Origin of the sequence: Streptomyces sp. NPDC032940 (genome assembly GCF_040636935.1) — a bacterium.
In the GTDB taxonomy this organism is placed as follows: domain Bacteria; phylum Actinomycetota; class Actinomycetes; order Streptomycetales; family Streptomycetaceae; genus Streptomyces.
Window position 1 is genome coordinate 219,005 of record NZ_JBEZVJ010000007.1, and the last position, 19,241, is coordinate 238,245.

Below are 19,241 nucleotides of genomic sequence, written 5' to 3' on the forward strand. Positions count from 1 at the left end.
CCGGTCGGCGCCGGTCCCGGCCGGATGGCAGGCTGACCCTCGGCCACCCTCCCGTACGAACACGAGAACAGGAAGCCGACGTCATGACCGACAAGCTCGCCGTGAGCGTTCTGGGCACCGGCATCATGGGCGCCGCGATGGCCCGCAACCTCGCCCGCGCCGAACTCACCGTCCGCGCCTGGAACCGCAGCAGGGACAAGGCCGAGCCGCTGGCCGCCGACGGCGTGCACATCGCCGGCAGCCCCGAGGAGGCGGTGCGGGACGCCGACGTCGTCCTCACCATGCTCCACGACGGCCCGGCCGCCCTGGACGTCATGCGCCGCGCCGCACCCGGCCTGCGCGCCGGTGCCGCGTGGGTGCAGTCGACCACCGCCGGCCTCGACGCGCTCCCGGGCCTCGCCGCCTTCGCCCACGAGCACGACCTGGTCCTCTTCGACGCCCCGGTGCTCGGCACCCGGCAGCCCGCCGAGGCCGGCCAGTTGCTGGTGCTGGCCGCCGGACCGGCCGACGCGCGGGACGCGGTGACGCCCGTCCTCGACGCGGTCGGCTCCCGCACGGTGTGGACCGGCGAGGACGGCGCCGCCGGCAGCGCGACCCGGCTCAAGCTCGTGGCCAACAGCTGGGTCATCGCCGCCACCAATGCGGTCGGCGAGGTCCTGGCCCTGTCCCAGGCGCTCGGCGTGGACCCGGACGGCTTCTTCGACGCCATCGCCGGCGGCCCCCTCGACATGGGCTATCTGCGCACCAAGGCCGCCATGATCCGCGACGACGCCCTCGTCCCGCCCCAGTTCGCCGTCACCACCGCCGTGAAGGACGCCCGCCTGATCGTCGAGGCGGGCGAGCGGGGCGGCGTACGCCTGGACGTCGCCGCCGCGAGCGCGGAGCGCCTGGAGCGCGCCGCGGCCCAGGGCCACGGGGGCGAGGACATGGCCGCGGCCTACTTCGCCAGCTTCGACGAGAAACCGTCCGACTGAGCCCGTCCGGGGTACCGGAGGAGCTGAAGAGGACGAGCGGGGGAAACCGGACCACCGAAGCAGCCTCGAACGATCACGACACGAAGGAGTCCCATGTCCAAGCCCCCGCTGCCGCCCGAGGCCGTCGACCTGCTGCGCCGCCCCAACCCCTGCGTGATGGCCACCCTCCGCTCGGACGGCGGCCCCGTCTCCACGCCCACCTGGTACGTGTGGGAGGACGACGGCCGCGTCCTGATCAGCCTCGACGAGGGCCGCGTTCGCCTCAAGCACCTGCGCCGCGACCCGCGCGTGACCCTCACCGTCCTGGACGGCGACGACTGGTACACGCACGTCACCCTCATCGGCCGCGTCGCCGAGATGCGCGACGACGAGGGCCTGGCCGACATCGACCGGCTGTCCACGCACTACACGGGCAAGCCGTACCCGGACCGGGTCCGCCCCCGGGTCAGCGCGTGGATCGAGGTCGAGCGCTGGCACGGCTGGGGATCGATGAAGGACAGCGACCAGGCGTCGGGCTGAGGGCGGACCCGGCCGGTTCCGCGCCGGCCGGGCTCAGCCCGCGACGGCCGCTCGCGTCGCCGGCGCCGCCCGCACCACCGGCGACGGCGACGGGACCGGTGCGCCGGCCGGGTGCCGCCACAGCCCCCTCGCGGCGAGCCGCGGCAGGACGCCCTCGCCGAACCAGTACGCCTCCTCCAGATGCGGGTAGCCGGAGAGCACGAACTCCTCGATGCCCAGGGCGGCGTACTCCTCGATCCGCTCGGCGACCTCCTCGTGGCCGCCCACCAGGGCCGTGCCCGCGCCGCCGCGCACCAGGCCGATGCCGGCCCACAGATTGGGGTGGATCTCCAGGCCGTCGCGGGCGCCGCCGTGCAGGGCGAGCATGCGCCGCTGCCCCTCCGACTCACTGCGGGCCAGCCCCTCCTGCACGGCCCGCACCGTGTCCGGATCGAAGCCCGCCAGCAACCGGTCCGCCTCCGCCCACGCCTGCGCCGAGGTGTCACGGGTGATGACGTGCAGCCGGATGCCGAAGCGCAGGGTGCGGCCCTCCCGCGCGGCGAGCTCCCGGACCCGGGCGATCTTCTCGGCGACCTGCGCGGGCGGCTCGCCCCAGGTGAGGTAGACGTCCACGTGCCGCGCGGCGACCTCGAGCGCGGCGGGCGACGAGCCGCCGAAGTACACCTGGGGCACCGGGTCGGGCAGGCGGGTCAGCCTGGCGTCCTCCACCCGCACGTGCTCGCCGTCCAGATCGACGCTCCTGCCGTCCCACAACCGCCGTACGACGCTGAGGAATTCGTCGGTACGACGGTAGCGGGCGTCCTTGTCGAGGAAGTCGCCGTAGGCCCGCTGCTCCCGGCTCTCGCCGCCGGTGACGACGTTCAGCAGCAGCCGTCCACCGGTCTGCCGCTGGAAGGTGGAGGCCATCTGCGCGGCGAGCGTCGGTGAGATGAACCCGGGCCGGAAGGCCACCAGGAACTTCAGCCGCTCGGTGTGCCGGCTGACCATCGCGGTGGTCAGCCAGGCGTCCTCGCACCAGGCACCGGTGGGGGTGAGGGCGCCGGTGAAGCCGACATCCTCGGCGGCACGGGCGATCTGGCCCAGATACGCCACCGTCGGCGCCCGGTCCCGGCCGGACGTCGTGGCCGGTGAGCCGTGGCCGCCGCCCACGACATCGCGGCTGTCGCCGTTGGTGGGCAGGAACCAGTGGAACGTCAGGGCGGACATGCCGTCTCCGATCGGGGGTCGGGTCTTCGGGGGCGGGCGGGGCCGCGTGGAGCCGAGTGGGCCCCGGGTGGGTCAGCTGGCGGCGGCGAGCAGCGGGGCGGGCCCCAGCGCGGCGGAGAACTGGTCGAGCACCTGGGTGAGCGCCTCGGCGGCGCCCGGGGCCACCGACAGCGACCCGTCGTCGTGCCGGATGATGTCCCGGTCGAGGGTGAACCAGCCCTGGACGATGTGCCGCGCGCCCATCGAGGTGAGCACCGGCCGCAGGGCGTAGTCGATGGCCAGCACATGGGCGACGCTGCCACCGGTAGCGAGCGGCAGCACGGTCTTGCCGGTGAGCGCGTACTGCGGCAGCAGGTCCAGCAGCGCCTTCAGCACACCGGAGTACGCGGCCTTGTAGACCGGGGTGCCGACGATCACCCCGTCCGCTGCGGCGAACAGTTCGGTGGCCTCGACGATCGCCGGGTGCGTGAAGTCGGCGCCCAGCAGCGCCTCCGCGGGGATGGTGCGGACGTCGAGCGGTATCACGCGGTGTCCCTGGGCGACGAGCCGCTCGTCGAGGTGGCGCAGCAGACGGTTGGTGCGGGAGGAGGCGGAGGGGCTGCCGGAGACGGACAGGACGGTGGCCATGGGGACCTCTTTCGGAAACGCCCGGACGCCGCCGCGCAACCGGAGCGCGCGGCAGGCCGGGGCAGGGGACACGAGGGCCGGCGCGCCGGTCCGGCGCGCGGAACCGGAGCGGGAGAGCCGGCACGCGTCGGCGTACGCGGATGAGGGAACTGGGGGGAACTGGGGACCGAGGGGGATTCACCCGGGAAGGGCGTCCATCGCCGCGCACGTCGAGGCGCTGCGGTCGGACGGCGACCGGCCGCCGGGAGCGTCAGACCGGGCGGCGACAGCAGGCGCTGGAGACACGCGCGAGGTCGACATGGCGTCGCCGCGTGAGATCCGGTCGCATCTGCTTCATGACGGCGATCGTGGCAGCCGGCCGACACGGCCGTCAAGGAACAGCCCCCCGTTCCCGCCCGTCCCCGTGGGATTTCACACGGGCGTGACACGGCGGCCGGAGCCGTGAACGCGCTCCCGCCCCGCCGGGCGGGCTAGCGGGCCCGGGAGCGCCGGCGCGGGTACGGACCAGACCGGCGGTGCGCAAGTCGGGGTGGCCCGGGGGCCGGTTTTCGGGTCACATTCACATAGACCGATTTCGGCCGGTGAGGACCGGACGAGAAGCGCCGCTTCCGTCCTCCCGCCGCACACCCGTCCCGATTCCGGGGCGAAGAGCCGCGTCGTCAGTGGTCACCTGGCCGGTTGCGGCGCGGCCGGTGCGTCACCGGCCCACGCGCCGTGGGTGTGTTCCGGCCTGACCGCCCGCCCCGGGCACGGCCTTTGGCCCCTCCCAGAACGGCGTATTGATGTCGCTCTCTCCCGGTCCGACCGCATTCCGTGCTTCTGGGCCAGGACCCCGGGGCAGACGGCTGGGGACATTGGGGGACGAGCCCGGTGGTCCGCGCGGACGGCCGGGAGACCTTGGGGGTCGTACATGGTGCGTGTTCTCGTGGTGCACGACGCGCTGCTGCTGCGCTCGGCACTGGCTCAACTGCTCCTGTCCGCCGACGGACTCGAGGTCTCGTCCATGTCCTCGCGCGGGGAGGAGCCCGACGAGGACGACTTACCCGCGGACGTGTGCGTCGTGGACGGAGACTGTCTGGACGGGACGGAGGACCTCTGCCGCGCACCGTACTGGCACCGGTGCGCAGCCCGGCTCGTCGTCCTCGCGGCGCCGGAACGGCCGGGCGTGCTGCGCCGGGCGTTCGACGCGGGAGTGCTCGGCTTCGTCGCCAAGGACGCCCCGTCCCACCGTCTGATCGACGCCGTGCACACCGTCGCCAAGGGGGAGCGGTTCCTCGACGAGACACTCACCGTCGCCCTTCTCGAGGCGTCCCGCAGCCCGTTGACCGCCCGTGAGCTGCATGTGCTGGCGCAGGCCGCGCAGGGCTGTTCCGTAGCCGAGATCGCCGGCGTCCTGCACCTGTCGCGGGGCACGGTCCGCAACTACCTGGCCAGCGCGATCCGGAAGGTCGGCGCGCGCAACCGGGTGGACGCCATACGCATCGTCCAGAGCGCCGGCTGGGTGTGAGAGGGCGGGGCACGGGAAGTGTCCCGGGTCAGCTCCGGGTCTCCCCCCAGTGCCCCACCAGATCGCGGTAGAGCGGGGAACGGCCGAGGAGTTCACGGTGGGTGCCGCACGTCGCGCCGACTCCGTCCAGCACCAGGATCCGGTCCGCCCGCAGCGCCGACGACATGCGGTGGGCCACCACGACCAGCGCACCCGGACGCCGGGCGAGGGCCTCCTCGGCCCGTGCCTCGGCGGCCGGGTCGAGGTGGCAGGTCGCCTCGTCGAGCAGCAGCAGACGCGCCGCGGACAGGTGCGCCCGCGCCAGCACGAGCAGTTGACGCTCGCCCTGCGAGAGGTCGTCCGGGCCGAGCGGCGCGTCGAGGCCGCCCAGGCGCTCCACGAGGCCGTCGGCCCCGAGTTCGCGCAGGGCGGCCCCGATGTCGGCCGCGGAGGCGTCCGGCCGCAGATAGGTGAGGTTGTCCCGCACCGTCGCGGTGAAGACGTACGCCTGCTGGGGCAACAGGACGCGCAGACCGGACAGTTCGGCTGGGGCACGGCCGGTGACCGTACGGCCGGCCACCTCGACCACACCGCTGCTCGGCGCCAGTGTCCCGGCGACCAGACGGGTGAGCGTCGACTTGCCGATGCCGCTGGGGCCGACGACGGCCAGGTGTTCACCCTCCGCCACCCGCAGGTCGAGCGCGTCGAGGACCGGCTCCGCCCGTGCGCCGTAGGACAGCGTCACCGACCGCAGTTCCACGGCGGGCACGGGCGGATCCGCTCTCCGGACCGAGTCCGCGGCGGGCGCCTTCGGCGAGGAGCCGTCGGCCGGTGATGGTGCCATGCCGGTGATGCGGTCCAGGACCACGAGCAACCGGGTGCCGGCCGCGCCGATCGCCGTCATGAGGGTGTGCAACGCGGGCAGCAGGGCCTGCGCGAGGTACGTGAAGGCCCCCAGCAGCGCGCCGGTGGTGACGCCCCTGCCGCGCAGCCACGGCACGGTCACCAGCAGGAGCAGGACCGGCAGTTGACCCGCGACCCCCAGGGCCAGCGTGCGCACCGCGGCCCAGCGGGCGAGGACCCGTGCGGTGGCGGCGGCCTCCGCGACGAGCCGTTCACCGCCGAGCGCCACCTCCTCCCGCGTGCCGCACGCGGTGATGTCGCGCAACGCCCCCCGGGCCCGCGCCGCGTGGTCGCCCAGCGCCTCGTCGGCGGCGAGGGCCCGGCGCTGCGCCGCCGCCATGGGCCGCAGCGTGACCAGGAACAAGGCCAGGCCTCCGGCGAGGGGCGGCACGACGACCAGCAGCAGCGCGGGGTCCAGCGAGAACAGGCCGAACAGCGCGCCCGCGGCGGTGAAGACGAACGAGCGCAGCGTCAGCACGAGCCCGGCGAAGCTGTCCCGCACGATCTCGACCTGGTTGGTGAGCCTCGACACGGCGGCACGGTCCCCGCCCCCCGGGCGGGCCTGCGCCTCGGCCATCGACCGCTCGACCGCCCGCCGCACCAGCCGGTCCCGCAACGGCTCGGTGAGGCCCGCCAGTTGGGCGAAGACACCCCTGATCACGGGCGCCCCGAACACCACGGCGACGGCGGCGACCGCGAGCCAGCCGAGCCCCGTGGCCGTGTCACCGGCCAGGAAGCCCCGGTCGACGGCCTGGGCGACGCCGTACCCGGCCAGGAAGGTCTGCGCCGACTCGGCCACCGACCACGCCCCGAGCCGCGCCAGGACGCCCTTGCGCCCGGCCAGGAAGCGCCGGGCGGGCGGCACGGCCCGGCGCAGCGGACCCGGCTCCCGGCCGGCCCACGCCGTCCGGCCGCCGTCGGCGGCGGTCACGGCCGCGCCTCGCCGTGCAGTGAGGCGATCCGGCCGGACCCGGCCTCCGTCCCATCGGCACCTTGGGTACCTTCCGCACCTTCGGTCCCTTCAGCGCCTTGGGACCCATCGGAACCGGACCGGGCGCCGACGGCGAACACCTCCCGGTAGGCGGCCCGTTCCCACAGCCGCCGATGCGGTGCGACCGCCCGTACCCGCCCGTCCTCCAGCCAGATCACCAGGTCCGCCCGCGCCGCGACCGACGGACGGTGCGCCACGACCAGGCGCGTGGTGCCCGCGAGGGCGTCGCGCACCGCCCGGTCCACGGCGTGCTCGGTGGCGGTGTCGAGGCTGGAGGTCGCGTCGTCCATCACGAGCAGCCGGCCCGCGTGGGCGAAGGCCCGGGCCAGCCCCAGTCGCTGGTACTCGCCGCCGGACAGCGGGACGTCGGCGAGGGGGGTGTCGTACGTCCGCGGCAGGCGGCGCACGAAGGCGTCGGCGCCCGCCACCCGGACCGCCTCCCGCACCCGGTGCGGTGCCGCGGGGCGGACCCCGGCCGCGACCGCCTCCGCCACGGTGCCGTCACCGAGCACCGGACGCGCGAAGGCGAAACCGACCTCGGTGCGCAGGCTCGCACGGGTCAGGGAGTCCAGCGGGGCACCGTCGAGCAGCACCACTCCCTCGTCGGGGTCGATCAGCCGGCCCGCCACAGCGGCCAGTACGGACTTGCCGGCGCCGCTGCGGCCCACCACGGCGGCCGTCGCCCCGCCGGGCACCACCACGCCGTCCGCCCGCAGCACCTCCGTGCCCTCCCGCAGGACGCGCACACCGCGCAGTTCGAGTACGCCCGGGCCGCCCGGGGGCAGGGTCCGGCCGCCGTGGCGCAGTGCGGGCAGCCGTTCCAGGACCGCCGTGCGCTCGCGCGCCGTCCGCCCCCGGACCAGCGCGCCGAGCAGCGTGGCCGCGCTGCCGAACCCGGCGGCCAGCTGCGCGTAGCGGCACACCGCCAGCAGCTCACCGACGCTCAGGGCGCCAGCGCCGAGCCGGAGCCCGCCGACGGCCGTGGCGGCCACCGTCAGCAGCGGGACGAGGACACCACCGGTGGCGAGCGCCCGCCCGTGCAGCACCCACATGCGCTCGCCCAGCGCGCCGAGCTCGCCCAACGGCCGCAGCACGCGCTCGCGTTCGCGGTCGGACGTGCCGGCGGCGGCAATGGTCTCCGCGCCCTCCATGGCTTCCAGCAGACGGCCCGCGATGTCCGACTGCACCCGCTGGTAGGCCCGCACCGACGAACCCGTGTCGCGCGCGAACACCCTGAGCACCAGGACCAGGGCGGGCAGTCCGGCCAGGACGCACCCGGCGACCCACACGTCGACGAAGGCCAGCGCGACGAGCGCGCCGGCCGGGGTGATCAGCGACGCAGCCAGCGCCGCCCGGGCCGCCGGGGCGCCGCCCGCGTCGGAGGCGTTGACCGTCAGCCGCGTCCCGACGTCTCCCGCGGAGTACGGACGCGTGGCCTCGGGTACGGCGTGCAGCAGGCCGGTGAGGGCCCGGTAACGGATCGACGCCGTCCAGCCGGCCGTGCACCGGCCGGTGAGCCACGCGGTCAGGCCGTCGAGGAGCACCTCGCCGACGAGCAGCACCACGCTCACCGCGAGCCAGGGACCGGCCTCGCCGTCGTTCAGCAGCAGGTCCAGAGCCCGGCCGAGGACCAGGGGCTGGGCGACCGCGGCGGCGGCCGCCGCCACCGAGCACACCAGCACCAGCAGCTCCGGCCCACGGCCGGGACCCGCGCGTTCGTCACGACGCCGGACCGGGGTCGTGTCCACCGGCCGCCCTCCTCGTGGTCGGTGCCGCACACGGCGGCGACGGGAGACGGCACCGGCGCCCCGGCGGTGAGGCCGGGACGCCGGTACCGGACCGTGCGGCCCGCCGCGGCGGGCCGCCTCGGACGTCAGTTACAGGTCGTGACGCTGAGGCTGCTGTCGCCGCAGAGCAGCAGGCTGGCGCGGCTGCCGGTCTCGACGTCCCCCATGGCCTCTTCCTTCGGGGTCTCCATGGACTGCAGGTCGAACAGGTTCATGTGCTCATCCCTTCGTACGGACAACGGGTGTTTCTTCACGGCCCCTCGTGGGACCGGCTCGTGGGCCGCGGCTCGGGCCGCGGCGGTGGGAGGAACGGCAGACCGGCGGACCGGTCGCCGTGCACGGAGGCGAGGGCCAGCAGACAGCCGGCCGTCCCGGTGGACAGGTCCATCGACAGCCGCATCATCTGCTCGCCCGGAAAGGCGAGCCGGCCGCGGTAGGACATGGCGTGCCAGGTCAGCGCGTCGATCTGGCGGCGGACGGCGCCGGGCCCGGTGCCCGGTCCGGGTGCCGTCGTCCGGCCGAGGTACAGCACCATGCCGGCCACGCCCCGGTAGAGCCCGGGCTGGGCGTAGAACATGGCCTGCGCCGCGCGGACGATCTCTGTCCGCGCCCGCTCGAACTCCTCGTCCGCGCGGTGCGCCAGGTAGTCGTCGAGGACCATGCCGATGCCCACGCTGCCGGCGCCCAGGTACGGCATGGTGCGCCAGCCCTCGTCCACCTGGAGCGCGCCGCCCGCGCCGCGGACGCAGCACGCGAGGTCCCGGCGCAGGGCGTCGGCGGCGAGGTCCAGCAGGGCCCCGTCCCCGGTGCGTTCGTACAGGCGCAGGAAGAGCAGGGCGCTGCCCGTCGCTCCGTGCAGCAGCCCGGCACGCGGCCGGCGGACCGGCCCCCCGCCCGGAGAGCCACCCCGCGTCGCGCCGCGGGCGCTCAGCTCGGCGCACCGCAGGGCGGCAGTGCGCAGGGCCGGGTCCCCGGTCGAGGCGGCCAGGGAGTCCAGCATCAGACCGATGCCGGCGGTGCCGCCGTGCAGGTCGGGGGAGAGCCCCTCGAGGGGGTGCTCCAGGAGGGTCGCGGTCAGGTCCAGCGCCCGTGCCCGGTGCCCCAGGCGGTCCAGCGTCCAGGCCGTTCCGGCGATCCCGTCGTGGAAGCCCAGCGGCATGCCCGACGGGGGCTCCTTCGTCCGCTCCAGCAGCCACTGTTCGCCGTCCTCGTCGCGTCCCGCACCGCTCTCGGTCAGGGCGTACAGCACGCCGGCGGCTCCGTACCCGAACGAGAGGCCCCCGCCCGCCGTGGCGAACTGGGCGACGTCGCCGGGGAACAGACGGTCCTCGCGGGACGGGGTGGCCGACGCGCGGACGGCCGCCGCCATCGAGTCCCGGCTGCGGGGCCAGTCGCCCGGGGCGACCGGGACGAAGCCGTCGCCGTCACCGTCCCGCCGCACCGACGGCGGGCGGGCCGGCGTGCCCGTGATCTCGGCGACCGCCCCGTCCAGGAAGGCCCGCGGGACCGGGAACTGCAGCGCGACCACGTCGGCGAGATGCGCCGCCTTGCGCCGGTCGAGCGCCAGCAGGCTGGTCAGCGGCAGGAACAGGGCCAGCCGCAGACAGGCCAGCGCGTACCGGTCCACCGCCGGGCCGCGCCGGCCGGGCGGTGCCACGAAGCCGGGGTGCGCGACGGTCTGCCGGCCGGGCTCGTCGACATGGTGTGCGGCCTCGAAGTCCAGCAGGGCCACCCGCCCGTCGTCGCGGACCATGATGTTGAACAGGTGCAGGTCGTTGAAGACCACGCCCCGCTCGTGCACCTGCGCGACGGCCCGTTCGACCTGGGCGTGGACGTCGAGCGCCCACGCGGTGTACTCGGCGAGCCGCGCCTCGTCCGGGCCGGCCTCGATGAGCGGATGCCGCCGGGCGAAGAAGGTGTTGAGGGGCTTGCCGTCGAGATGTTCGAGGACCAGGAAGTGGTGCTCCCCGACCGTGAACGCGTCCCGCACCTCGGGCGTGCAGTCCAGACCGGACAGCCGCTCCAGGGCCCGGCGCTCGCGCCCCAGCCGGGCCACCGCGTCCGCCCCGTCGGCCGCCAGGCCCGCGTGCGGACGGGCCTCCTTGAGGACCACGAGCTCGCCGGTGCGGGTGTCCCGCGCCCGGTAGACGCCGCCGCCGTTGGAGAAGTGGAGCGCCGACTCGACGGTGTAGGGGACGTCCGCCAGGGTCATCCCGGCCCGCGCCTCCAGGTGGGGCCGCAGGAACGCCGGCACGCTCACCCACTCGGGCACCCGGAACACCGGGCCGCGCAGGTCCGGGACGAGCACCCCGTCGGGGTCCGCGACCGCCGGGCGCAGCTCGCCGTCCTCGTCGTAGCAGTTGCGGCGGGTGAAGCTGCCGTAGCGCACGTGCACCGGGCCGTCGCCGAGTCTGAGGTCGCTCAGGATGTGCGGCCCGGGCTCCCCGGCCAGCAGGTCCCCCAGCTCGCCCGCGATGCGCTCGAAGCGCTCCTCGTCCGCCGGGTACACGGTGATGAACTTGCCGCTGCCCGCCCGGTCGGCGTACTTGGCGTTGCGCTGGTGCAGCAGATAGCGGCTCGGGACGAACTTGAACGCGACACCGTGATCGAGGCAGTACCGCCGTACGCGCTCCAGTACGGACTCGGCGTTGTCCAGACAGGCGGAGACGTGGATCTTCCAGCCCTGGTCCGGCAGTCCGGCGTCCAGCGGGCGCAGCGCCAGCCAGTCGCCGCTCTCGCCGCGCCGCCATCCGGCCGGGACGGGCTCGGTGGCCGCCGCGTACCGGGTGCCGGCCGCGGCGGTGCCGGGGGCCGTGCGGTGCGGCGCGTCGTAGAAGTGCGGGTCTGCGTCGCAGTACACGGCGTAGCCCTTGTTCACGCCTTCTCCCTCCACCGGTCGGTGCCGGGGAAGACGCTGTCACGCGCCGCGGCGTCCGGGACAGTCACCGCTGTCACCACTCGAACGTGCGGAACGCACAGGTAACTTGGGGACGCCGGAGCTCCGGGCGGGCCCGGACCTAGTCCTTGCGCCCCGTCACCGCCACCGTGACACCCAGGCCGATCATGGCCAGGCCGCCCGTGCCGCCGACCGCGGACAGGCGGCGCGGTGAGACGGCGAACCAGTCGCGGGCGGTGGACGCCAGCAGGCCCCACGCGCTGTCGCAGGTCAACGCGATGACGTTGAACACCAGGCCGAGCAGCAGCATCTGCGCCGTGACCCCGCCCTGCTCGCGGTCGACGAACTGCGGCAGCACCGCGGCGAAGAACACGATGGTCTTGGGGTTGGTCACGCCGACCGCGAACCCCTCCCAGAAGGTGCGCCGGCCTCCGCGCGGCTCCCCGTCACCGGTGAACGCCGCGCGCAGCGAACGGCGTTCACGCCACGCCTTCACCCCGAGGTGCACGAGGTAGGCGGCGCCCGCCAGTTTGAGCACCGTGAAGACGAGGAGCGAGCGTTCCACGGCCGACCCGACCCCCAGGGCGACCGCGACGACCAGCGCGTACGCGCCGAGGGTGTTCCCCACGACCGTGGTGAGCGCGGCCCGGCGTCCCTGCGCGAGCGCCCGGCCGATCACGAACAGCACACTGGGGCCCGGCACCACGATGAGTACCGACGACAGGGCGGCGAAGGCGAGCAGACGGTCGGAGGACACCATGGCGTCATGCAAACACGCGGCCGGTCCGGCGCTCCACGGATTTCCGCGGCCGCCCGAGCGGCCCGGGCCGCCGAACCGCCCGGGCCCTCGGTGCCCCGCGGGGCCAATGCGGTCGACAGGGCCGGGTCACCCGCCTAAGATCTTCGGCGCGGCATCGCGTGCCGGTCACCGGCCGGGTGAGGCATGGAGGCGCCGCGGAGATGCCCGTGGAGGCATTGACCCGTGTCAGTCGAGTTCAACCACACCATCGTTCTCTCCCGCGACCGGGAGACGTCCGCCCGTTTCCTCGCCGGAATCCTCGGTCTCGAGGTCGGCGAACCCGCCGGAATGTTCCTGCCCGTGACGACCGCCAACGGCGTCACCCTGGACTTCGCCACCGTCGACATCGACATCCCGGTCCAGCACTACGCGTTCCTCGTCTCCGAGGACGACTTCGACGCGATCCTCGCCCGGCTCGTCGAGGACCAGGTGCCCATCCAGGCCGATCCGCCCGGGCGGCACCCGCGCCGCATCAACCGCAACGACGGCGGACGCGGCGTGTACTTCACCGACCCGTCCGGGCACGGCATGGAGGCCTTCACCCGCCCCTACGGCAGTGACCCGTCCTCACCGCTGAACGGCGTCACCGAGGACGTACCCGGAGCGCGCTGACCGTCGTCACCGGGCCAGCAGGTCCCGCAGGGCCCCGGCGACCTCGCCGGGCGCCTCCTCCGCCATGAAGTGGCCGCAGCCGACCGTGACATGGCGCAGATCCGGGGCCCAGGCCCGCCACAGCGCACTCGCGTCGTAGCCGAGGGCCGTGCCCCAGTCCTGCTGGAGCACGGTCACCGGCATCCGCAGCCGGTTGCCGCGGTCGCGGTCGGCGCGGTCGTGGCCGACGTCGACGCCCGCCGAGGCCCGGTAGTCGGCCACGATGGACGGCACCGCCTCGCGCGACGCCTTCAGGTAGGCGGCGCGGACCTCGGCGGGCAGGGCGCCGGGGTCGCGGGTCCAGACGTCGAGGAAGTGGCCGAAGAAGGGGTCCGGCGCGGCGCCGATCAGTTCCTCCGGCAGGCCGGGCGGCTGCGCCATCAGGTAGAGGTGGAAGCCCACGGCCGCCGTCGTGCCGTGCAGGACGTCCCACATGTCCAGGGTCGGCAGCACGTCCAGCGCGGCCAGGTGCGTCACCGCGTCCGGGTGGTCGAGTCCGGCCCGGATCCCCACCAGGGCGCCCCGGTCGTGCCCGGCCAGCGCGAACCTGTCGTGCCCCAGCGCCCGGGCCAGAGCGACGACGTCGGCGGCCATGGTCCGCTTGGCGTACGCGGTGCCGTCCGTGTCGGCGGGCTTGTCGCTGGCGCCGTAACCGCGCAGGTCGGGGCAGACGACCGTGTGCTCGGCGGCCAGGTCGGCGGCGACGTGCCGCCACATCAGGTGGGTCTGCGGGAAGCCGTGCAGCAGCACCAGCGGGCTGCCGGAGCCGCCGACGGCGACGTTCAGCGCGACGCCGTCGGCGACGGGGACCCGGTCGTAGGTGAAGCCGGGGATGGTCGGTGCCATGAGTGATCGTGCCTTCCGGTGGTGCGGGGATCTCCGGTGCGTCCGGTCCCGGACGTCTCCCAGGCTGCCGGGCACGGATCAGCAACCGATCAGCAACGTCTCCGCGCGCGTACCGTGGTGATCACGGATACGGGCACGGACACGGCGTGACGGCGCGGAGCAGGGCGGACGGAACATGGAAGCGGTCACCTTCGGGGTGCTCGGACCCGTCACCGCCGAGCGGGACGGCGGCCCCCTCGACCTGCGCGGGCCCCGGCACCGGGCCCTGCTCGCCCGGCTGGTGCTGGCCCGGCGGCGCGTCGTGCCCGTCGCGCGCCTGGTCGAGGACCTGTGGGACGCGCCGCCCGCCCGGGCCGTCGGCACGGTCCGCACCTTCGTCGGCGACCTGCGCCGCGCCCTGGAACCCGAACGCCCCCGCCGCGCACCGGCCCGGCTGCTGGTCACCGAAGGCCCCGGCTACGTCCTGCGCGCGGCACCGGACGCGGTGGACGCCTGGCGTTTCGAGGCGGCCGTCGCCCTCGCCGACCGGCTGCCGGCCGACCGGGCGCCGGCCCGGCTGGACGCCGCCCTGGAGGAGTGGCGCGGGCCCGCCTACGCCGGGTTCGGCGACGAGGCGTGGGCCCGGGGCGAGCGCGCCCGGCTGACCGAGCTCAGGCTCCACGCGGTCGAGCGGCGGGCCGAGCTGCTCATCGGACTCGGCCGGGCCGCCGAGGCGGTGCCCGACCTCGAGGCCCACCTGGCCGAGCACCCCCGGCGCGAGGAGGCCTGGCGGCTGCTCGCGCTGGCCCTGTACCGGACCGGCCGCCAGGCGGACGCCCTCGCGGTACTGCGCCGGGCCCGCGCCCGGCTCGCCGGGGAACTCGGCATCGACCCCGGGCCCCGGCTGCGCCGGCTCGAGGACCGCGTCCTCGCCCAGGACCCGTCTCTCGACCCGCCCGCCGAGCCCGCGGACGCAGCGGCCCGCCTGTGGTCCCGGGCGACCGAGGCGTACGACCGCACGGTCGCCGCCGGCGCACGCGCCCGCCTGGAATCGGCCGTCGGCCTGCTGCGCCACCTCGCGGTCACCGGCGGCGGCGGCCTCGAGGCGGCCCAGGAGCACCGCGCGGCGGCGGTCGTCGCGGCCGAGGAGACCGGCGACGCCGAACTCGCCGCCCGGGTCATCGGCGCCTACGACGTCCCCGCCGTCTGGACCCGCAGCGACCACCCCGAGGCGGCCCGGCGGATCGTCGCGGCGGCCGAACGCACCCTTGCCGCCCTGCCGGACGACGCCGGGGCCGCACCCGCCCGCTGCCGCCTCCTCGCCACCGTCGCCCTGGAGTCCCGGGGCGTCCGCTCCCCGCGCGGGCCCGAGGCCGCCGCCGAGGCCGAACGCATCGCCCGCCGCCTCGACGACCCCGCCCTGCTGGCCTTCGCCCTCAACGGCGCCTACATGCAGTCCTGCACCACCGCCGGGCTCGCCCCGCGCCGCGACGCGATCGGCGCCGAACTCGTCGCACTCGCCCGCCGGCACGGCCTGGACAGCCACGAGGTGCTCGGCCTGCTCATCCGCGTCCAGGCACGCTCCGCCCTCGCCGACTTCACCGCCGCCGACGAGCACGCCGACGCCGTGGACCGACTGGCCGGGCGGTACGAACGGCCCCTCGCGGCGGTGTTCACCACCTGGTACCGGGCCCTGCGGCAGGCCGCCACCGGCAGCCCGTACGACATGGCCGAGGCCGGCTACCGGGCCGCCGCCGCACCACTCGACGGAGCGGGGATGCCCGGCCTGCGGCGCGGGCTGCTCCCGCTGGCCCTGCTCGGCCTGCGCCTGGCCCACGGACGGCCCCCGGAGGTGGACCCGCGGGCCGACTGGGGCCCGTACCGTCCATGGGCCGCACCGTTCGCGCTGCTGCGCGAGGGCCGCGACACCGAGGCCAGGTCGGCGCTCCACGCCCTGACCGAACCGCCGCCCGACCTCCTCTACGAGGCCCTGTGCTGCGCCGAGGCCGCGCTCGCCCTCGCCCTCGACGACCGGACGGCGCTGCGCCGGACCTACCGCAGGCTGCTCCCCGCGGCCGGTGAACTCGCGGGTGCGGGCAGCGGGTTGCTCACCTTCGGGCCCGTGGACGACTGGCTCGCCGCGATCCGCCGCGCGCTCGGCCCGCAGACCGGCACACCGCAGGACGCCCCCGCCGCACCGCACGACTGACACCGCGCGGCCCACCCTCCCCCGTGGCGGTGGTTGTGCGGAGCCCCGCCGGGTACCCGGCCGCCCATGAAGTGGCAACAGGTGCAGGAGGGCCCCTCGGCGGTGTACGTGGTGGTGCTCGACCCCGGCGAGGACGCGGTCGCCGAGCTCACCGCCTTCGCCCGTGACCGCTCCCTCAAGGCGTCCCAGGTGACCGCCGTGGGCGCCTTCTCGGAGTCGGTCGTCGGCTGGTTCGACCGCGCGGCCAAGGACTACCGGCGCATTCCCGTCGGCGAGCAGTGCGAGGTGCTGTCGCTGATCGGGGACATCGCCGTCGCCGACGACGGACCCACCCCGCACCTGCACGCCGTACTGGGCCTGTCCGACGGCTCCACCCGCGGCGGCCACCTGCTCTCCGGCAGGGTCTGGCCGACGCTGGAGGCCGTCGTCCGCGACAGCCCCGCCGAGCTGGCCAAGAAGTACCGGCCGGAGATCGGCCTGGCCCTGATCGACCCGGGCTGACGCCGGCCGCCGCAGGACGGCCCGGACGGTTTACCGGCCCGCGTTCGGGCTACGCGGCCCGCACGCGAGCACGTACCGACACCCAGGGAGGTGCCGCCATGACACACCGCGTCCGAGACGTGATGTCCCCCGCGACGGTGGCCGTCGAGCCCATGACCACGGTGACCCGGGCGGCCCGGCTGATGCGCGACGAGAACGTCGGCGACGTCCTGGTGACCTACGACTGCGACCTGTTCGGCCTGCTCACCGACCGCGACATCGTCCTCCGGAGCGTGGCCGACGGCCTCGACCCGGACGCCACCACGGTCGGCTCGGTGTGCACGCCGCCGCCCGTCGTGACCCTCGCGCCGGACGACTCCGCCGAGCACGCCGTCGACCTGATGCGGCGCCACGCCGTGCGGCGGCTCCCGGTCGTCGAGCACGGCGGCGTCCCCGTCGGCGTGGTCAGCCTCGGCGACCTCGCCGGCTCCGAGGACCCGCACTCCGCCCTGGCGGACATCAGCGCGGCCGACCCCGGGCACTGAGGGCACCGGCGGCACGGGTGACCGCGGTGCCCCGCCGGCGTCCGCGCCGCTCCGAGAACCGGAGGAGGGGGGACGGAGGAGGCGACATGACACCCCTGGCCCGAACCCCCACGGCAGGCCCCCGCGAGGACCGCCGTGCCGCCGGCCGCACCGCACGGCTGCGCAGCCGCATCCCCGAACCCGACGAGGAACCGGACCTCCTCGGCCAGTACCTGACCCAGATCGGCGCCACCCCCCTGCTGACCGCCGAGGACGAGGTGCGGCTCGCCCAGCGCATGCAGGCCGGCGTCCGGGCCGCCGACGAGCTGGAGGCCGCCGACGCCGGCGAACCCGCCCCGGACCCCGGCCGGCGCCGCGCGCTCGAGGAGACCGTCCACGACGGCCGGGCCGCCAAGGACCACATGGTCCGCGCCAACCTGCGGCTCGTCGTGTCGATGGCCAAGCGCCACGCCCACCGGGGGCTGCCCCTGCTGGACGTCATCCAGGAGGGCAACCTCGGACTGATCCGCGCCGTCGAGAAGTTCGACCACACCAAGGGCTTCAAGTTCTCCACGTACGCCACCTGGTGGATCCGCCAGGCCATCGAACGGGGCCTCGCCACCCACGCGCGCACCGTACGGCTGCCCGTGCACGTCGTGGAGCAGCTGCAGAAGCTCGCCAAGGTGGAGCGCAAGCTCCGCGGTGCCCTCGACCGGGAGCCGACCGTCGAGGAGGTGGCCGCCGAGAGCGGCATCGACGCCGAGAGGATCGTCTGGCTGCGCCGCGTCGGACGGGACGCCGTCAGCCTGGACACGCCGGTGGACGAGACGGGCGAGACCGTCGTCGGCGACCTCATCCCCGACACCGAGGTGCTGCGAGCCCCGGAGGTCGCCGAGTTCCGGGCCCTCGCGGAGGAGCTGCGGGAGGCCGTCGGCACCCTGGCCCCCCGCGAGGCCCTCATCCTGAGCCTGCGCTACGGCCTGCACGACGGCCGGACCCGCACCCTCCAGCAGGTCGCCGAGCACGTGGGCCTGACCCGCGAGCGCGTCCGCCAGCTGGAGAAGGAGTCCCTCGCCCACCTGCGGGCCCCCGAGAACCGGGAGCGCCTGCTGGACTGGGCCGGCTGATCCCGGCCGGTGGTCAGACCACCGCGTCCGCGCGCAGCGCCGCGATCTCGTCGGGGGAGCGGCCGAGCTCCGCGAGGATCGCGTCGGTGTGCTCGCCGACCGCCGGCACCGGGTCCATGCGCGCGGGGAGCCCCGCGAGGTCGGCCGGTGGCAGCAGCGCCCGTACCGCGTGGCCGCCCGGCACCGGCACCCGGCGCCAGCGGTCGCGGGCCTCCAGCACCGGGTGGTCGAGGAACGCGGCGATGTCGTTGACCCCGGCGCAGGCGACGCCGATGTCCCGCAGGTCCTTCAGGACGGTGCCGCTGTCCGAGCGGGCGATCCGGGCGGCGACGACGGCGTCCAGTTCGTCCCGGTGGGCGACGCGGTCGGAGCCGGTGGCGAACCTGGGGTCGGCAGTGAGCTCCGGCTGCCCGAGGAAGCCGGCGCACAGCGCGGCCCACTCGCGTTCGTTCTGGACGGAGAGCAGCACCTCCTTGCCGTCGGCGGCACGGTAGGTGCCGTACGGCGCGATGGTGGCGTGCCGTGTGCCCAGACGCGGGGGCTGGCCCCCGCCGTACTCGGTGTAGTAAGCGGGCTGGCCCATCCACTCCGCCAGGGCCTCGAACAGGGAGACCTCCACCGGGTGCGCCCGGCCGGTGGTGGCGCGGGTGTACAGGGCGGTGAGGACGCCGCTGTACGCGTACATCCCGGCGGCGATGTCGGCGACGGAGATGCCGGTCCGCGCGGTCTCCTCGGGGGTCCCGGTGAGCGAGACCAGCCCGGTCTGGCACTGGACCAGCAGGTCGTAGGCCTTGCGGTCGGCCCAGGGGCCGGTGGTGCCGTAGCCGGAGACGGTGCACGGGATCAGCCGCGGGAAGCGCTCGGCGAGGGCCGCGGCGTCCAGGCCCAGGCGCCCGGCGGCGCCCGGCGCGAGGTTCTGCACGAAGACGTCGGCGCTGCCGAGGAGGCTGAGCAGGATCTCGCGGCCCCTGGGTTCCTTGAGGTCGAGGGTGAGGGACTCCTTGGACCGGTTCAGCCACACGAAGTAGCTGGAGTGGCCGTGCACGGCCGTGTCGTAACGGCGGGCGAAGTCACCGTCGCCCGGCCGCTCCACCTTGATCACCCGGGCGCCGAGGTCGGCGAGCTGCCGGGTGGCGTAGGGCGCCGCCACGGCCTGCTCGAGGCTGACCACCGTGACCCCGGTCAGGGGAAGCCGCTGCACGCCGATGTCTCCTGCCGCCGGACCGGGCGCCCGCCG

The 19,241-nt window shown here is 75.3% G+C and carries 18 protein-coding genes; 8 read left to right on the plus strand and 10 right to left on the minus strand.

The window, feature by feature from the left end:
• Window positions 1-83 precede the first annotated feature (83 nt).
• A complete protein-coding gene (locus tag AB0E77_RS12685; RefSeq protein ID WP_361569171.1) occupies window positions 84-974 on the plus strand; it encodes an NAD(P)-dependent oxidoreductase in 891 nt (296 codons plus the stop codon).
• A gap of 93 nt (window positions 975-1,067) precedes the next feature.
• Entirely contained in the window at window positions 1,068-1,493 is a 426-nt protein-coding gene (locus tag AB0E77_RS12690; protein ID WP_361569173.1) for a PPOX class F420-dependent oxidoreductase, read from the plus strand.
• A gap of 33 nt (window positions 1,494-1,526) precedes the next feature.
• Here AB0E77_RS12690 and AB0E77_RS12695 read toward each other — a convergent pair whose 3' ends face one another.
• The 3 genes from AB0E77_RS12695 to AB0E77_RS12705 all read right to left on the minus strand — a co-directional run bounded on the left by AB0E77_RS12695 (window position 1,527) and on the right by AB0E77_RS12705 (window position 3,663).
• Window positions 1,527-2,699, minus strand: a complete 1,173-nt coding sequence (locus AB0E77_RS12695) for an LLM class flavin-dependent oxidoreductase (RefSeq protein WP_361569175.1) — start codon at window positions 2,697-2,699, stop codon at window positions 1,527-1,529.
• Between the two features lie 72 nt (window positions 2,700-2,771).
• On the minus strand, window positions 2,772-3,326 hold the full coding sequence (ssuE, locus tag AB0E77_RS12700) for an NADPH-dependent FMN reductase (RefSeq protein WP_361569177.1): 555 nt from the start codon (window positions 3,324-3,326) through the stop codon (window positions 2,772-2,774).
• Between the two features lie 250 nt (window positions 3,327-3,576).
• Window positions 3,577-3,663: a putative leader peptide gene (locus AB0E77_RS12705; RefSeq protein WP_361569319.1), complete on the minus strand. Its 87-nt coding sequence runs from the start codon at window positions 3,661-3,663 to the stop codon at window positions 3,577-3,579.
• Between the two features lie 573 nt (window positions 3,664-4,236).
• On the opposite strand from AB0E77_RS12705, the gene AB0E77_RS12710 reads away from it, so the two are divergent.
• Window positions 4,237-4,833, plus strand: a complete 597-nt coding sequence (locus AB0E77_RS12710; protein ID WP_361569179.1) for a response regulator transcription factor — start codon at window positions 4,237-4,239, stop codon at window positions 4,831-4,833.
• Between the two features lie 28 nt (window positions 4,834-4,861).
• Here the strand turns inward: AB0E77_RS12710 and AB0E77_RS12715 are convergent, their stop codons facing one another.
• The 5 genes from AB0E77_RS12715 to AB0E77_RS12735 form a co-directional block, all read right to left on the minus strand.
• Complete coding sequence (locus AB0E77_RS12715) at window positions 4,862-6,646, minus strand: ABC transporter ATP-binding protein (protein ID WP_361569180.1); 1,785 nt, start codon at window positions 6,644-6,646, stop codon at window positions 4,862-4,864.
• On the minus strand, window positions 6,643-8,454 hold the full coding sequence (locus tag AB0E77_RS12720; RefSeq protein WP_361569181.1) for an ABC transporter ATP-binding protein: 1,812 nt from the start codon (window positions 8,452-8,454) through the stop codon (window positions 6,643-6,645). Before AB0E77_RS12720 ends, AB0E77_RS12715 begins: the two co-directional genes overlap by 4 nt.
• A 125-nt stretch (window positions 8,455-8,579) precedes the next feature.
• A complete protein-coding gene (locus tag AB0E77_RS12725) occupies window positions 8,580-8,708 on the minus strand; it encodes a SapB/AmfS family lanthipeptide (protein ID WP_006130296.1) in 129 nt (42 codons plus the stop codon).
• 35 nt (window positions 8,709-8,743) lie between these two features.
• The gene (gene lanKC / locus AB0E77_RS12730) at window positions 8,744-11,371 is read right to left on the minus strand and encodes a class III lanthionine synthetase LanKC (protein ID WP_361569183.1); all 2,628 of its coding nucleotides are present in this window, start codon (window positions 11,369-11,371) and stop codon (window positions 8,744-8,746) included.
• Between the two features lie 139 nt (window positions 11,372-11,510).
• Entirely contained in the window at window positions 11,511-12,149 is a 639-nt protein-coding gene (locus tag AB0E77_RS12735) for a LysE family translocator (RefSeq protein ID WP_361569185.1), read from the minus strand.
• A gap of 222 nt (window positions 12,150-12,371) precedes the next feature.
• On the opposite strand from AB0E77_RS12735, the gene AB0E77_RS12740 reads away from it, so the two are divergent.
• Window positions 12,372-12,800 carry a VOC family protein gene (locus tag AB0E77_RS12740; protein ID WP_361569187.1) on the plus strand — a complete coding sequence of 143 codons (429 nt, stop codon included), beginning with the start codon at window positions 12,372-12,374 and terminating at the stop codon, window positions 12,798-12,800.
• A 6-nt stretch (window positions 12,801-12,806) separates the two neighbouring features.
• Here AB0E77_RS12740 and AB0E77_RS12745 read toward each other — a convergent pair whose 3' ends face one another.
• Window positions 12,807-13,685 carry an alpha/beta hydrolase gene (locus AB0E77_RS12745; protein WP_361569188.1) on the minus strand — a complete coding sequence of 293 codons (879 nt, stop codon included), beginning with the start codon at window positions 13,683-13,685 and terminating at the stop codon, window positions 12,807-12,809.
• A gap of 175 nt (window positions 13,686-13,860) precedes the next feature.
• On the opposite strand from AB0E77_RS12745, the gene AB0E77_RS12750 reads away from it, so the two are divergent.
• The 4 genes from AB0E77_RS12750 (at window position 13,861) to AB0E77_RS12765 (ending at window position 18,004) form a co-directional block, all read left to right on the plus strand.
• Window positions 13,861-15,873, plus strand: a complete 2,013-nt coding sequence (locus tag AB0E77_RS12750; RefSeq protein ID WP_361569190.1) for a BTAD domain-containing putative transcriptional regulator — start codon at window positions 13,861-13,863, stop codon at window positions 15,871-15,873.
• Between the two features lie 66 nt (window positions 15,874-15,939).
• Complete coding sequence (locus AB0E77_RS12755) at window positions 15,940-16,374, plus strand: PPC domain-containing DNA-binding protein (protein ID WP_361569192.1); 435 nt, start codon at window positions 15,940-15,942, stop codon at window positions 16,372-16,374.
• 98 nt (window positions 16,375-16,472) lie between these two features.
• On the plus strand, window positions 16,473-16,898 hold the full coding sequence (locus AB0E77_RS12760; protein WP_361569194.1) for a CBS domain-containing protein: 426 nt from the start codon (window positions 16,473-16,475) through the stop codon (window positions 16,896-16,898).
• Window positions 16,899-16,984: 86 nt separating this feature from the next.
• Window positions 16,985-18,004 (plus strand): sigma-70 family RNA polymerase sigma factor, encoded by a 1,020-nt coding sequence (locus tag AB0E77_RS12765; RefSeq protein WP_361569196.1) that lies wholly within the window; start codon window positions 16,985-16,987, stop codon window positions 18,002-18,004.
• 13 nt (window positions 18,005-18,017) lie between these two features.
• On the opposite strand, the gene AB0E77_RS12770 is transcribed toward AB0E77_RS12765, so the two are convergent.
• The gene (locus tag AB0E77_RS12770) at window positions 18,018-19,211 is read right to left on the minus strand and encodes a CaiB/BaiF CoA-transferase family protein (protein WP_361569321.1); all 1,194 of its coding nucleotides are present in this window, start codon (window positions 19,209-19,211) and stop codon (window positions 18,018-18,020) included.
• Window positions 19,212-19,241: the final 30 nt, after the last annotated feature.